12 protein-coding genes are annotated in these 13847 nt (G+C 74.9%); 3 read left to right on the top strand and 9 right to left on the bottom strand.

The window, feature by feature from the left end; all coding sequences use genetic code 11:
* Nucleotides 1-28: 28 nt before the first annotated feature.
* The 4 genes from ACH4D3_RS20710 to ACH4D3_RS20695 form a co-directional block, all read right to left on the bottom strand.
* Complete coding sequence (locus ACH4D3_RS20710) at nt 29-1303, bottom strand: ketosynthase chain-length factor (RefSeq protein ID WP_398323935.1); 1275 nt, start codon at nt 1301-1303, stop codon at nt 29-31.
* Nucleotides 1300-2571, bottom strand: coding sequence for a beta-ketoacyl-[acyl-carrier-protein] synthase family protein (locus ACH4D3_RS20705; protein WP_398323934.1), 1272 nt, complete (start codon nt 2569-2571; stop codon nt 1300-1302). Before ACH4D3_RS20705 ends, ACH4D3_RS20710 begins: the two co-directional genes overlap by 4 nt.
* Complete coding sequence (locus ACH4D3_RS20700; RefSeq protein ID WP_398323932.1) at nt 2568-3059, bottom strand: cupin domain-containing protein; 492 nt, start codon at nt 3057-3059, stop codon at nt 2568-2570. Before ACH4D3_RS20700 ends, ACH4D3_RS20705 begins: the two co-directional genes overlap by 4 nt.
* Nucleotides 3060-3208: 149 nt before the next feature.
* Nucleotides 3209-4423: a SchA/CurD-like domain-containing protein gene (locus ACH4D3_RS20695; RefSeq protein ID WP_398323930.1), complete on the bottom strand. Its 1215-nt coding sequence runs from the start codon at nt 4421-4423 to the stop codon at nt 3209-3211.
* Between the two features lie 284 nt (nt 4424-4707).
* Between ACH4D3_RS20695 and ACH4D3_RS20690 the strand changes: the two genes are divergently transcribed.
* The 3 genes from ACH4D3_RS20690 to ACH4D3_RS20680 all read left to right on the top strand — a co-directional run bounded on the left by ACH4D3_RS20690 (nt 4708) and on the right by ACH4D3_RS20680 (nt 8493).
* Complete coding sequence (locus tag ACH4D3_RS20690) at nt 4708-6504, top strand: FAD-dependent oxidoreductase (protein WP_398323928.1); 1797 nt, start codon at nt 4708-4710, stop codon at nt 6502-6504.
* 88 nt (nt 6505-6592) lie between these two features.
* A complete protein-coding gene (locus ACH4D3_RS20685) occupies nt 6593-7462 on the top strand; it encodes a patatin-like phospholipase family protein (protein WP_398323926.1) in 870 nt (289 codons plus the stop codon).
* 281 nt (nt 7463-7743) lie between these two features.
* A complete protein-coding gene (locus ACH4D3_RS20680) occupies nt 7744-8493 on the top strand; it encodes a LuxR C-terminal-related transcriptional regulator (protein WP_398323924.1) in 750 nt (249 codons plus the stop codon).
* Here the strand turns inward: ACH4D3_RS20680 and ACH4D3_RS20675 are convergent.
* From ACH4D3_RS20675 to ACH4D3_RS20655, 5 genes are read right to left on the bottom strand one after another with little or no spacing between them, the layout of a single operon-like run.
* A complete protein-coding gene (locus ACH4D3_RS20675) occupies nt 8484-9941 on the bottom strand; it encodes a YcaO-like family protein (protein WP_398323922.1) in 1458 nt (485 codons plus the stop codon). The two genes, ACH4D3_RS20680 and ACH4D3_RS20675, sit on opposite strands and share 10 nt — an antisense overlap.
* Entirely contained in the window at nt 9938-10735 is a 798-nt protein-coding gene (locus ACH4D3_RS20670; protein WP_398323920.1) for an ABC transporter permease, read from the bottom strand. The genes ACH4D3_RS20675 and ACH4D3_RS20670 overlap by 4 nt, the downstream gene beginning before the upstream one ends.
* A complete protein-coding gene (locus ACH4D3_RS20665; RefSeq protein WP_398323918.1) occupies nt 10728-11738 on the bottom strand; it encodes an ABC transporter ATP-binding protein in 1011 nt (336 codons plus the stop codon). The genes ACH4D3_RS20670 and ACH4D3_RS20665 overlap by 8 nt, the downstream gene beginning before the upstream one ends.
* Complete coding sequence (locus ACH4D3_RS20660) at nt 11735-13078, bottom strand: hypothetical protein (protein ID WP_398323916.1); 1344 nt, start codon at nt 13076-13078, stop codon at nt 11735-11737. Before ACH4D3_RS20660 ends, ACH4D3_RS20665 begins: the two co-directional genes overlap by 4 nt.
* Entirely contained in the window at nt 13008-13844 is an 837-nt protein-coding gene (locus ACH4D3_RS20655; RefSeq protein ID WP_398323914.1) for a lysostaphin resistance A-like protein, read from the bottom strand. The genes ACH4D3_RS20660 and ACH4D3_RS20655 overlap by 71 nt, the downstream gene beginning before the upstream one ends.
* Nucleotides 13845-13847: the final 3 nt, after the last annotated feature.

Below are 13847 nucleotides of genomic sequence, written 5' to 3'. Positions count from 1 at the left end.
CCCGTGACCGTTGGTCGTCGTACGGCCGTCAGCGGCCCTCGGGCGGTACCGCACCCCGGCGCAGGACCAGCGCCGAGTTGGACCCCATGAGGCCGCGCGCCAGGACCAGGGCCGTGCGCGGCTCGGCGGGGCGGGCCCGGCCGGTCACCAGGTCCAGGTCGTGGCACACGTCCAGCACGTGCGGGGTCGGCGGGATCAGCCCGTGCTCCATCGCCAGCACCGCCGTCGCCACGTCAAGGACCGGCGCCGCGCAGTACGCCCGCCCGGTCCCGGTCTTGGGCGCGGTGACCGGCACCCGCGCGGCGTGCGGGCCCAGCGCGTCGGCCAGCGCCAGCGCCTCGGCCCGGTCGGCCTCCGGGACCCCGAGGGCGTCCGCGAAGACCACGTCGACCTCCTCGGGACGGCAGCCCGCCTCGGCCAGGGCGCCCTGGATCGCGCGGGCCAGCCCCTCCCGGGACCCGGACCAGCGGCCGGGCCCGGTGAAGGTCGCCGCGTGCCCGGCCACCGTCGCCCGCACGTCCGCCCCGCGCTCCCGGGCCGCCGCCTCCTCCTCCACGACGAGTACGGCACCGCCCTCGGCCGGTGCGAAACCGCAGGCCGCCTCGGTGAACGGGCGGTAGGCGCGGTCGGGTTCGGAAGCCCGGCTCAGCTCGGGGTAGCCCAGCTGGCAGACGATCGAGTACGGGGCCAGAGGCGCCTCCGTCGCGCCGCAGACCACCGTGTCGGTGCCGTTCCGCACGGCCAGCGCCGCGTGCGCCAGGGCGTCCAGGCCGCCCGCCTCGTCGGCGGCCACGACTCCGCAGGGGCCCTTGAAGTCGTTGCGTATGGAGACCTGGCCGGTGCTGGCCGCGTAGAACCAGGCGATCGACTGGTACGGGCCGACGTGGCGCGAGCCGTGTCCCCACAGGTTCTGCAGCTCCCGCTGCCCGAACTCGCCGCCGCCCGAACCCGCCGCGGTCACCACGCCGACCGAGTACGGCGAGTCGACGTCGGCCCGGCCGAGGCGGGCGTCGGTCAGCGCGTGCTGGGTCGCGGACAGCGCGAAGTGCGTGAACCGGTCGGTCTGGACGAGGAAGCGGTCCTCGACCGTCTCGGCCGCGTCGAAGCCGTGCACCTCGCCCGCGACCCGCAGCGGCAGGTGCGCGCAGCCCTCCCGGGTGACGGGACCGAGACTGCTGGTGCCGTCGGCCACCGCCTTCCAGTGCGCCTCGACGCCGGTGCCGTGCGGCGACACCACGCCGAGTCCGGTGACGACCGCTCGCCGGCTCCCACCGCCGGTGCCGGTCCGTTGTGGTCCGCTCATCGCAGCCCTCCTTCACTGCCGCTCAGTACGACCGCGGACTGGAAGCCGCCGAAGCCGCTGCCCACCGACAGCACGTGCCGCAGCGTCCGCTGCCGTGCCTCGCGCGGCACGTAGTCCAGGTCGCACTCGGGGTCGGGGGTCGTGTAGTTGGCGGTGGGCGGCACCACCTGGTGGGCCATCGCCAGCACGCACGCGGCCAGTTCGATGGAGCCGATCGCGCCGAGCGAGTGGCCCACCATGGACTTGATGGAGCTCATCGGCGTCGCGTAGGCGTGCTGGCCCAGCGAGCGCTTGACGGCCGCGGTCTCGTGCCGGTCGTTCTGCTGGGTGCCGGAGCCGTGCGCGTTGACGTAGTCGATCGCCGTGCCGTCCAGCCCGGCCATGTCCAGCGCCGTGTCGATGGCCCGCGCCATCTCCAGGCCCTCCTTGGTGAGCCCGGTCATGTGGTAGGCGTTGCCGAAGGTGGCGTAGCCGGATATCTCGCAGTACACGTCCGCGCCCCGGGCCCGGGCGTGCTCCAGGTCCTCCAGGACCAGCACCGCCGCGCCCTCGCCCATCACGAAGCCGTTGCGGTCCGCGTCGAAGGGCCGGGAGGCGTGCGCGGGATCGTCGTTGTTCGGCGAGGTCGCCTTGATGGCGTCGAAGCAGGCCATGGTGATCGGCGATATCGGCGAGTCCGCCGCGCCCGCCAGGCACACGTCGACGCGTCCCTCGGCGACCGCGTGGTAGGCGTACCCGACGGCGTCGAGGCCGGACGTGCACCCGGTGGAGACGGTCTGCACCGGCCCGCGCACCCCGAACTCCTCGGCGACCGCGGAGGAGAGGGTGGCCGGGGTGAACGCGCGCTCCAGGTGCGGTTCGGAGCGCCGGTCGTCGACGTCCCAGCGCGAGCCGCGCTCGCTGACCAGGACGTAGTCGTGCTCCAGCCGGGTGGTGCCGCCGACCGCCGTGCCGAGCGTGGCACCGGCCCGCCAGGGGTCCTCGCGGTTCATGTCGAGGTTCGCGTCCCGGACCGCCTCCGAGGCGGCCACCAGAGCGAACTGCACGTACCGGTCGCAGCGCTGGGCGGTGGCGAGGCCGAGCCCGTGGTCGGACGGCTCGAAGTCGCACTCGGCGGCGATCTGCGAGCGCAGCCCGGACGGGTCGAACAGGGAGATGCGGCGCGTCGCCGTACGGCCTTCGGACAGCAGCCCCCAGAACTGGGGCACGCCGATCCCGCCCGGGGCGACGACGCCTATGCCCGTGACGGCGACCCGGCGCCCGGTCATGACACCACCCCGGCCGCGGGGGCGGGCCGCTCGTGCCCGGCGTGGCCGGGGTGTTCCGTGTGCCGGCCCGCGTGCGCCCCGTCGCAGGGGAGCGCGTTGCCCTCGGCGTCCTCCGTATCGACGTGGCCCAGCTCCGGACGCGGGGCCAGCGGCCCCAGGTGGAACACGAGCCGCGCCTCGACGTCCCCCGCGTTGCGGAAGCGGTGGCGCATGTCCTGCGGGATCAGCAGCCCCTGCCCGGTGCCGAGCGAGTGCGGCACCCCGTCCAGATCCACCTCGAGGGCGCCCTCCGTGACGTACACGAACTCCTCGGAGTACGGGTGGTAGTGCTCGGCGATGCGGTCGCCGGGCTGCACGATGGCCACGCCCATGAAGCCGCTGGTCGACCCGGCGGTGGTGGGCGTGAGGAGGGCGCGGAGGTCTCCGCCGCGGCGGCGGTTGGGGGCGATGTCGCCGAGGGAGACGATGCGTACCTGCTGGTCTGTCATGTCGTTCACTCCGGGGTGACGGGAGGAAGGAAGGGGGCAAGCGGTGGGAGGAGCGGGGGAGCGGGAGAGCGGGGCGGCGGGGAAGGCCGCGCGGGCCGGCGGGCACGCCGTCGGACCCGGCCGGCCGCGCGGTCGGGGTGGGCCGTGGTTCAGGAACCGGCCGAACGCCGGTCGGTCAGGGGCGTCATACGGATCCGGCGCAGCAGCCGGGACAGCGTCGCGGCCTCGGCCGGCGACCCGTCGACACCGACCGCGGCGGCGTCCAGCAGCCGCTCGGCATCCGCGGCACCCTGACGGCCGCACAGGCCGAGGACCTCGGCGGGCGCGTCCTCGGGGTCGCCGTCCACGTCCACGAGCCGTACGACGAGGTCGTCGCGGTGGAAGACGGTGGCCGCCAGCACCGGGCCGTCCGGGTTCCGGGCGGCGGACGCGTCCTGACGGGCCAGCAGCCGGGCCAGTTCCCCACCGGCGCCGTCGCGTACCGGATAGAGCAGCGCGAGCCGTTCCCGGCGCGCGCCCGCCCGGTCGGGGGACGTCGCGTGGTGGACGGCCGGCATCGCGGCCCGGGTGAAGAACCGCCGGGCGGACCCCGGGTCGCCGAGGTCCCGGTCCTGCTCCAGATACGGGTTCAGGGCCTCCTCGACGGCCCGCACCCCGGGCTGCCGGGCGACGTGGCGCAACGCGGTCTGCAGGTCGCCGCGCACCTCCACGGCCCGCACGATCCGGTTGCCGGACATGAAGAGCGAGGTGCGCAGCAGCCGCGTGGAGCCGTCCACATGGGCCTCGGGCGACACGTACTCGGACAGCAGCCGGGCGGTCTCGGCCTCGGTGCCGGGCCGCACGGTGAACGTGAGGGCGTGCCGTACGACGTTGTCCCCGATCCGGGGCGCGGAGCGCGGCTCACCGGGCGCCGGGCGCCCCCCGTCGGTCTCCCGCAGGACGCTGTAGCGCAGCGAGTGGGTGTCACGGACGCAGCTCGCCAGCGGCTCGACGGTGTCCAGGTGCTCGTCGCTGTTGACCCAGGCCAGGAAGGGCGCGGCGCTCTCCCACTCACTGGTGAGGAGCCACTGGGTCGGGTTCTCCAGGGACTGGCACAACTGGTCGCTGACGTGTCCGGGGACGGCGGCGACCCGGTCGCGGATGCGCTCGTAGGCGTCCAGGAACTCCTGCTGCATTCCGTCGTGGACGTCCAGCATCAGGACGACCCGCACGCGGGAACCGTCGAACGCGGATATCGACACGCCACCGGCGTCCGTCGCCACGGCGGGCGACGTCGCCGACGTCGTCGACGTCGATGACGTCGCTGTGGCCCGTGTCGCGTCCGTGGTCGGGGCATCCGTCGCTACGACGGGAGAGACCGTCATCCGGCCCACCTCTTCTCCGGTCTTCCTCGTGGACTGGGGCGATCGTCGGCGGTTCCCGCCGGGCCGGCGGGGGTGCGACGGTCGCGTAAGCACGATCGTGGGCCGTGCCCGCGGGGTCCGCGAACCAGGAGGGTTAAGCGGGTGAAGCCTGCGCCGCCGCGGGCCTCGACGGGCCGTACGGGGCATGCATGAAGGCCCCGGCGCACCTCGGTCGGACCCCTCTCGCATCCCTGACGCGCACCTGTCGTACAGACGCGCACCTGTCGTACAACGGAGGACGAACCATGAACGAAAGAGCCGACCGGTCCGGCGGCGCCGCCCCCGGGGGCGACCGGACCCACCGCGTCCCGGTCCTGGTCGTCGGCGGATCCCTGGTGGGCCTGTCGACCTCGGTGTTCCTGGGCCGGCTGGGCGTCCGGCACACCCTGGTGGAGCGGCACGCCGGCACCTCCATCCACCCCCGCGGGCGCGGCAACAACGTCCGCACGATGGAGATCTTCCGGGTGGCCGGCACCGAGCCGGACATCCGCAGGGCCGCCGCCACGCTGGCCGACAACCACGGCATCCTCCAGGCGCCGACCCTGGCCGGTGACGCGGGGGAGTGGCTGTTCAAGCAGATCGACCCGGGCGGCTCACTGGCCCGCTTCAGCCCCAGCTCCTGGTGCCTGTGCAGCCAGAACGACCTGGAGCCCGAACTCCTCGCGCACGCCGCGAACCTCGGCGGCGACCTGCGCTTCGGCACCGAACTGCTCTCCTTCGAGGCCGACACCGAGGGCGTCACGGCGATCGTGAAGAGCCGGGAGACCGGCGAGCACACCACCATCCGCGCGGACTACCTGGTCGCCGCCGACGGTCCCCGCAGCCCCGTGCGCGAACAGCTCGGCATCGGCCAGAGCGGACCCGGCGACCTCTTCCACAACGTCAGCATCACCTTCCGCTCGCGCCGTCTCGCCGACGTCGTGGGCGACCGCCGGTTCATCGTCTGCTACCTGACGGACGAGAACGCCGACGGAGCCCTCCTGCCCGTCGACAACCGCGAGAACTGGGTCTTCCACGCCCCCTGGCACCCCGACCAGGGCGAAACCGTCGAGGACTTCACCGACGAGCGCTGCGCCGCCCACATCCGCCGCGCCATCGGCGACCCCGACCTCGACGTCGAGATCACCGGCAAGGCGCCCTGGCACGCCGCCCAGCGCGTCGCGCGCGGCTACCGCTCCGGCCGCGTCCTGCTGGCCGGCGACTCGGCCCACGAGATGTCCCCCACCGGCGCCTTCGGCTCCAACACCGGCATCCAGGACGCCCACAACCTCGCCTGGAAGCTGGCCGCGGTGCTGGAGGGCTGGGCGGGCGAGGGCCTGCTGGACACCTACGACACGGAACGCCGCCCGGTCGCGGAGGCCACCAGCGCCCGCGCCGCCCATCGCTCGGTCGAGCACAGCCACCCGGGCTTCGCGCCGCCGCCGGTCGTGGGGGGCGGCGGTCCGGGCGCGGGTGCTCCCGGCGGTGCGGGCGGCGGTCCCGGCGGTCCCGGCGGTCCCGGCGGTCCCGGCGGTCCTCGTGGTGCGGGCGGTGCGCCCGGTGGCGGTCCCGGCGGCGGCCCGCAGCGCGGGATCCTCAACGTCGCCCTCGGCTACCGCTACCCCCGTGGCGCGGTGGTCGGCGCCGACCCGGCGACCCCGGTGGTCCCGGAGGGCCTCGACCTCACCGGAGCGCCCGGCAGCCGGGCTCCCCACCTCTGGGTGCGCCGGGGCCAGGACCGCCTGTCCACCCTGGACCTCTACGAGGACTCCCTCGTCCTGCTCAGCGACGCCGCCCAGCCCACCGGCTGGCACGAGGCGGCCGCCGGGGTGGCCGACGGGATGCGGGTCCCGCTGAAGTCGTACCGCGTGGGCGGGACGCCCGGGGCCGACCTGATCCCGGACGACGAGGAGACCGACTGGGCGCGCGCCCACGGGGTGACCCGCGGCGGCGCGGTCCTGGTCCGCCCCGACGGCTTCGTGGCCTGGCGCTCCCCGGGTCCCGCCCCCGACCCGGAGTCGATGCTGCGCCAGGTGGTGGGGACGGTGCTGGCCCGCGGCTGAGTGAGGCACGGGCGGCCCCAAACGTGGACCACTCCCCGTTTACCTGCTAGCGTCGCGCTCGGCGGTGAAACGGGGAGTGGTCCCCAGTATGGTCCCCGGTGCGGGAGGGGTGGCGGACGTGGCGGATACGGCGCTGGTGCTGGGCGGGGGCGGCCTGACCGCGTACGGATGGCAGATCGGCGTCCTGGCGGGACTGGCCGACGCGGGGGTGGACCTCACGGCGGCCGACGTCCTCGCGGGCACGTCGGCCGGCTCGCTGCTGGCGCTCGACCTGGCCAGGGGCTCGGCCCCGGCCGACCTCTACAAGGAGCAGCTCAACCGTGAACGCGCCATGCTGGACGTGGACTTCACGCTCGGCATGACGGTCAGGTACCTGTGGGCCGCGCTGGGCTCGCGCGACCCGGAGACGGTGGTCAGGCGCCTCGGCCGGCTGGCGCTCTCCGTGCGCGACGTGCCGCAGTCCGCGGTCTTCGACGCCATCGGCGCCCAGTTGCCGGTCCGGGACTGGCCGGACCGGCCCGTCCGGATGTTCGCCGTCGACGCGCTCACCGGTGAACCGACCGCCTTCGACGCCGACAGCGGGGTCGACCTGCTGCACGCCATGTCGGCGACCTGCGCACTGCCGCCGCTCTTCCCGCCGATCGGCATCGGTCCGGGCCGCTGGATGGACGGCGGCGTCCGCTCCACGACCAACGCCGACCTGGTCGACGACTGCGCGCGCGTCGTCGTACTGGCCCCGGTCCCCAAGGGCGCGGGAGCGAGCCCGAGCGCGCGGACCCAGGCCGAGACCCTCGCCTCGCGCGGGGCCCGGGTCGCCCTGCTGACCCCCGACCGGGCGGCCCGCCGCGCCTTCGGCCGCAACGCCCTGGACGCCTCCCGCATCCCCGGGGCGGCGCGGGCGGGCCGGCGCCAGGGCGCGGCCCACGCGGGACGCGTCGGGGAGATCTGGCAGGGCTGAGCCCCGCTCGGCCGCCGGACGTCCGATGCTCGTGCCGGCTCCGTGTCAACCCGCCCGAACAGGGGATGCGGGCGTGCCGCCGGTTCCTTGACGCTCCATCACTCCTTCCGTGATCATTCACATGATCTGCACACAAGGGGTGTCACGCGTACCGGTGCCACCCGTACCCGAGAAATCAGGAACGTACGGGAATCGCCCGTTCCCATGCGTGCCCGGCGGCGTCCTGACCCAGACGCCCCGTCCCGTCGTTCCGGCCGGACCGTGCAAGGGGGATCAATTCCATGGACGAGCTCTACGGGCAGCTCCGTTCCGCCGTGGCCCGGTTGTCCGGGCTGACGGAGGCGCTCGACGGGGCCGCACCCGCCGTCGGGCGGGGCGCGCCGCGGCCCGCCACGGCCGAGCAGATCGACGGCGTCTTCGCCACCGTCGCCGGCTCGGCCCGCCTCGAACTGCTGGAGGTGCGGCCCGAGGTGAGGTGCGACCGGGACGCCGGCGGCCCGCGCTCCGGGGTGCGCCACCGGGCGATCGTCGACTCCGGGGTGGCGCACGCCGCCCGCGGGGCGCTCGGGACGGTCGCCGAGATCCGCACCGCCGCGCTGCTGCCGGTCCGCGTCGCGATCGCCGACCGGGACGTGCTGGCGCTCGCGGTGGGGCTGACCGAGACCACCGGCTGGCTGGTGACCGACCGCCACACCGACGCCGCGGCCCGCACCGCGGTCCGGTTCGCCGACAGCTGGTGGCCGCGCGCCCACCGCTACGCACCCGTCGCCGCCGCCGAGTCCGGCACCGAGGCCGCCGTGATCGACGGGCTGCTCCAGGGCCTCACCGACGAGTCCGTCGCCCTCCGGCTCGGCGTGACCCCGCGCACCGTGCGCCGGCACGTCGCGGCGGTGTCCGCCCGGCTGGGCGCCGTGTCCCGGTTCCAGCTCGGGGTGCTGATCGGCCAGCGGGCCGCCCGTGCGGGCAGCCCGGCGTCGGGCGCCGCGGCGGCCCCGGTGGCACCGGAGCCGGACGCGGTCGGTCACGGATAGGGCAGCGGCCGCACGTTCAGGTCGGCGAACTCCAGCGGCCGCTCCCGGCGCCCCGACTCGTACGGGACCCTGCCGTAACGGGGGTTGCCCAGCCCCGGGGCCTGGGGCGGATACGGCGGGCTCAGTTCCGGCATCACCACCTTCATCAGGCTGGTGTGCCGGAACTGCGGCAGCGAGAAGTCGAAGACGACCGGGTCCCAGCCGCGCTCCGCGAGCAGCGCGGTCAGCCGGTCCCAGCGCTGCTCGGGCCCGGCACCGGCCGGCCGCCGCGGCAGCTCCGACAGCGGGATCTCCTCGCCGCCGTCGTAGAACCAGGACACCTTCTCCCGGTTCTCCTCGAAGCCGTAGTAGGGGATGACCTGGATGTAGTTGGAGAAGTCGGCGGCCTCCGCGTCCTTGTCGATGGCGAACTGCCGGCCGAACGCCTCGGTGAACTCCCAGTCCGGCGTGGCCAGCGAGATGCGCAGACTGCGCTCGGCCTGCGCGTACTCCGTGAGCGCCGACAGCATCGCCTCCTCGGTGTCGTCGGACACCCCGCCGCCCGCGAAGTAGCCGTAGCGGCGCAGCCAGCCGTCCCGCTCGATCGCCGTGATCACCGGGTAGTCGAACAGGTCCAGGTTGTGGTGGTGGAAGGTGATCTCGCCGGGCTGCACCCCGGTCGTCTCCAGCAGCCGGCGCAGGACCGGGTCGCGGACCGGCCGGTCGACGACCACCCGGTCCAGCGGTACGCCGCCGTACCAGCGCAGATTGACCGCATCGCGTTCGAACAGCTCCAGCACGCCGTGCCACAGGGCGTCGCGGCGGCTGATGTGGCTGGCCAGGCCGCCGCTGGGGGCCAGCCCCACGAGCGGCTCGTCGGGACCGTGCAGGTAGAAGAGCATCACCAGTTGCGCGGGGAGGTGGACCTCCTCCCCGGACAGCAGCCGGCGCCCGGCGATCCACCCCAGCTCGGTGTCCTCCGTCCACGGCTCGTACAGCGGGTCCTCGGCCAGCTGCTCGGGCGCGAACACCGGGAAGAGTTCCGGGTGCAGACAGGGAACACCCTGCGCCGTCAGGGTGCGGTACGAGCCGTGCACGATCCGCTCCATGTGGGTGAGGTAGGCGAGCGAGCCCAGCACCCGCTCCACCGCCTCGCCCACCGACGACGCGGTGGTGCCGAACAGGTCGTGGCCCTTGCCGCCGCCGTACACCTGGCCGCCGAAGCCGGTGTTGAGCCCCGGCAGGCCCAGCAGCCGGCCCATCGCGTGGTCGAGGTCGAAGTACTGCCCGTGCGCCACGTACATGGGCTTGCCGAGCCCGGAACGGAAGTAGGTGGTGAAGGAGCGCAGCGGACCGAGCGGGTGGTAGTAGTCGAGCACCTCCCTGATGGCCCCGAACTCGGTGTCGTTCAGCACCGGCTTCAGCAGCCGGTCCCGGTGGTTGAGCCACTCGCTGTGCAGCGTGCTCATCGGTTTCCTTCCCAGGTGGACTTGGAACGGGCGATCAGGACGAGGACCACGGAGGCGGCCAGCACCGCGGCCAGCTCCGGCAGCTCGGAGACCATGGAGCGGCCCAGATAGGAGTCGACGGACGCGTCGATGACCGGCGTCATCGGGTTGAACGCGGTGAGGACCCGAAGCCAGTCGGGGAACGAGTCGCGCGGGACCGCCGCCCCGGAACCGAGGAACATCACGAAGAACAACCCCGTGCCGGTGATCTGCACGCTGCGGGTCGGCAGGTCGAGGCTGCCCAGCAGCACCCCGGCGGCGAAGGTGAACACCAGCCCGGTCAGCACCGCCAGCGCGAACTGCGCGGGCGCCGCCAGCACCACGCCGTACGCCACCGCGACCACCGCGAGCAGCGCGGCCACCGCCAGCGCGAACATCAGCAGCCCCACGGCGACCTGCGAGAACCAGAACCACCACATCGGCACCGGCGCCAGCCGGTAGCGGCGCAGCACTCCGCTGGTGCGGCACTCGGAGATGTTGATGGCCACCCCGAGCACCCCCAGGTTGACGGCGATGGTGACCACGATGTGCGGCACGTACTCGTCGATGAAGCGCACCCCGTCGTCCCCGCTGCCGGTGGGCTCGGTGCCGTAGGCGACGCCCAGGAACAGCAGCATCGCCAGCGGGAAGACCAGCACGAAGAACACGGCGGCCGGCTCCCGCAGGAACAGCAGCAGCTCCACGCGGCACAGCCGGACCAGACCGCGCGGGGACCGGCGGGCCGGCGGGGAGATCGGTGCGGGCGGTTCAGTCATGCGCGGGGCGGGGCTCGGGGCGGGGCTCGTGGCGGGGTTCATAGGGGGTTCCCGTTCTCGTCAGATAGAGGTCCTCGAGGTCGGTCGGGCCGGTGGCCGCGGCGGCCAGCACCGGCCCCGGATCGTCGTCCGCCGCCACGTGGGCGCGCAGGGCCGCCACCGCCTTCTCGGCGAACCCGTGCCCGCCGTAGGCGTAGAGGGTTCCGGCCACCACCCGCGAGGTGGTCCAGCCGGGCACCCCGCGCACCAGCTCCCGCACCCACGCCCGGTCCGGCAGCCGCAGCCGGGTGCTGATCCCGGCCGCGCCGAGCAGCTCGGCGACCGGGCCGTCCGCGGCGATCCGGCCCCCGTCGAGCACGTACACGCGGTGGCAGCGGCTCTGCGCCTCGTGCAGGTCGTGGGTGGCCAGCAGCACGGCGGTACGGCTGCCGGTGAGCTGCTCAAGCAGCCCCCACAACTCCAGCCGGGCGTGCGGGTCCAGACCCGTGGTCGGCTCGTCCAGGAGCAGAACGGGCGGCCGGCCGAGCAGCGCGAGGGCCAGGGTCAGCCGGCGCTTCTGCCCGCCGGACAGCTTGCGGTAGAACATCCGGCGGTGCTCGCTCAGCCCGATCTGCTCCAGCAGGTCGCCGACGTCCCACGGGTCGTCGTAGAAACCGGCGAACAGCTCCATCGCCTCGGCCACCCGCAGCCGCTCGGCGAGGCTGGACTCCTGCAACTGCGCGCCGAACGCCAGGTGATAGACGGCGGGACCGGCGCCCCGTCCCATCCCGGCGATCTCGACGGACCCCCGGTCGGGCCGCCGGATGCCCTCCACGCATTCCAGGAACGTGGTCTTCCCGGCGCCGTTGGGTCCCACGAGCCCGACGATCTCCCCCGCGTGCACCCGCACGGACACCCCGGCGAGCACCGCGGTGCCGTCATAACTCTTGTGCAGGTCCTCGGCCCGCAGCACCACGGGGGCACCCGACTGGGCCGGCCGCCTCCCCTTCTCGGTCACGGTCATGGTCGCCTCTCCTGAGGTCCGACGGCGTGCGCGGGTACGGAGGTGAGGGGCACGGCCGGGACGAGGGTCCGGGCGGCCGCCGGCAGGGCACCCAGGCCGGGCAGTTCGTCCGGCGCGCCGGACAGGGCGAGCACACCGCTCACCCACGGCGTGGCGGCGGCGCCCAGCAGCACGGCCGGCGTGCCGCCGGTCGCCGCGGCCAGGACCGTACGCCGGGACAGCCCCGCCCGCTCCCACCACGACAGCTCGTCGTACAGGCCGTATCCCGGCACCAGGGACAGCCCGAGCGCGTCGCTGCCCGCCACCAGCGCGACCCCCAGCTCCCGGGCCCGCGCCAGGGCGTCCAGCAGGAACGCCCAGCCGTCGTCGAACTCCCGGCGCGCCACCCCCTTGAGATGCTCGTAGCCGAAGTGCTCCCGGGCGTACTTGCGGCCGAACACCAGCCCCGGGCCGCGCATGTCGAGCAGATACCGGTGGAACGGCGCCATCGGCAGGGTCCGTTCGAGGCGCGGCTCGGACACCGCCTCCTCCAGCAGCGCGGCGCGCCGCCAGGAGTGCAGCAGCGGCACCAGCGCCGTGCCCTGCCCCGCCAGCACCCGCAGCGGTTCGTCCGCCGCGGCGCGCACCCCCGGGTCCGCGAAGGCGCGTACCGTCGCCGCCGCCGAGCGGGGCGAGGCCGCCGGGGGCAGCAGACAGCGTGGCAGGTCCTGCACCAGCGCCGCGCCGCCCTTCGCCGCGCTGCGGGCGTCGGTGCGGCCCGGCTGGTGCAGCACCGGCAGGCCGTACTCCCGCGCCGCCGCCACCACCTCCCCGAGCGCCCCGGGCTCCAGCGACGGCCCCGTGCACACCACCCGCGCCCCGTCGGCGGCGACCGCGCCCACGGCCCGGCGGGCGGACACGGCGTCCCGCACCAGCCGGGTGGCCGTGGTGGTGGCGGGCGGGCCGTCCAGCACCGGCCCGGTCCACAGCAGCGCCGGATCGCCCGGAGCGGGATCCGCGGCGAGGGCGAGCGGCGGCTCGGTGTGTCCGGCGGCGCTCAGTACGACGGTGACGCCGGCCTCCGCGCACAGGGCGAGGCCCGCCCGGTGCGGGGCGAGCGCGTCGCCCTCCACCGCCCGGTTGAAGTAGCCGGTGACGTGGGCGAGGCCGTCCACCAGGCCCGGCAGCAGCGCACCGTGCCGCCGCACCGGCTCGGCGTCACCGCCCGGCGGGTCCGTACCGGCACCCCAGTCCGTCACCCGGCCGTCGCCGCCGACCCGGACCCAGCCGTCAGCGAGCCATCGGCGGCCGTCGCACAGCAGCGGAGCCCTGTGCACGGTCGTGGTCGTGCTCGTGGTCATCGGGCGAACCTCCAACCTGTGTCGTGTCGTTGGACCGGGCGGCGCGGGTCAGACGGCGGCACACCAGGACCTGGAAGACGGTGTGGGCGGCCACCGCCGGCAGCAACGACCCGGAGCCGAGCGTCAACGCGCCCCACAGCAGCCCGTGCACCGCCTTCGCGGGCACCGCGCGCAGCCCGAACGAGGCGTGGTGGACGCCGAACAGCGCCGCTTGGACCACCAGCGCGGCCCACGGCAGCAGCGCCTCGCGCAGCCCGGTCAGCAGATAGCCCCGGAACAGCACCTCCTCGCCCACCCCCGTGAGCAGTCCCAGGGCGAGCAGGGCACGGGGGGCGCCCGCCCAGGCGCCCACGGAACGGGTGCCGGTCGTGGGCCCTTCAGGGTGCCCGCCGGCCCCGGCCCCGGCCCCGGCCGCGCCGCCCGGGACGGCCGCCGCCCGGTGGGCGAGCAGGAGTTCGGCGAAGTAGCCCAGGGCGCCGGCCAGCACACCGGCGGCCGTGGCCGCCGCGACCACCGTCCACCCGTCCGGGCCCGTACGGTCCGGCCCCGCGGACAGCCCGAGGCGTACCGGGTCGAAGCCGGTGAGCACCGCGGACAGGAACGCCGCCGCGCACACGGTCCCCGTGTACAGCACCGGCGCCAGCCGCTCGACCGCCGCTCGACCGCCCGCGCCGCCGACCCGGAACCGCACGGCCGCCGCGATCACCGCGCCGAGCAGCAGGGCGAACGCGGGGGCCACCGCGACGACCAGCAGCAGCCGGTTCACGCC

Source organism: Streptomyces sp. NPDC018026, from assembly GCF_044327745.1.
In the GTDB taxonomy this organism is placed as follows: Bacteria; Actinomycetota; Actinomycetes; order Streptomycetales; family Streptomycetaceae; genus Streptomyces; species Streptomyces rubrogriseus.
This window is presented reverse-complemented; position numbering and strand designations above follow the sequence as displayed.

What these genes read in the sequence shown, in the direction of transcription:
- ACH4D3_RS20670 (WP_398323920.1), bottom strand. Translation starts at nt 10,735, where the DNA reads ATGACTGAACCGCCCGCACCGATCTCCCCGCCGGCCCGCCGGTCCCCG.
- ACH4D3_RS20665 (WP_398323918.1), bottom strand. Translation starts at nt 11,738, where the DNA reads ATGACCGTGACCGAGAAGGGGAGGCGGCCGGCCCAGTCGGGTGCCCCC.
- ACH4D3_RS20680 (WP_398323924.1), top strand. Translation starts at nt 7,744, where the DNA reads ATGGACGAGCTCTACGGGCAGCTCCGTTCCGCCGTGGCCCGGTTGTCC.
- ACH4D3_RS20705 (WP_398323934.1), bottom strand. Translation starts at nt 2,571, where the DNA reads ATGACCGGGCGCCGGGTCGCCGTCACGGGCATAGGCGTCGTCGCCCCG.
- ACH4D3_RS20675 (WP_398323922.1), bottom strand. Translation starts at nt 9,941, where the DNA reads ATGAGCACGCTGCACAGCGAGTGGCTCAACCACCGGGACCGGCTGCTG.
- ACH4D3_RS20695 (WP_398323930.1), bottom strand. Translation starts at nt 4,423, where the DNA reads ATGACGGTCTCTCCCGTCGTAGCGACGGATGCCCCGACCACGGACGCG.
- ACH4D3_RS20690 (WP_398323928.1), top strand. Translation starts at nt 4,708, where the DNA reads ATGAACGAAAGAGCCGACCGGTCCGGCGGCGCCGCCCCCGGGGGCGAC.
- ACH4D3_RS20660 (WP_398323916.1), bottom strand. Translation starts at nt 13,078, where the DNA reads ATGACCACGAGCACGACCACGACCGTGCACAGGGCTCCGCTGCTGTGC.
- ACH4D3_RS20685 (WP_398323926.1), top strand. Translation starts at nt 6,593, where the DNA reads ATGGTCCCCGGTGCGGGAGGGGTGGCGGACGTGGCGGATACGGCGCTG.
- ACH4D3_RS20710 (WP_398323935.1), bottom strand. Translation starts at nt 1,303, where the DNA reads ATGAGCGGACCACAACGGACCGGCACCGGCGGTGGGAGCCGGCGAGCG.
- ACH4D3_RS20700 (WP_398323932.1), bottom strand. Translation starts at nt 3,059, where the DNA reads ATGACAGACCAGCAGGTACGCATCGTCTCCCTCGGCGACATCGCCCCC.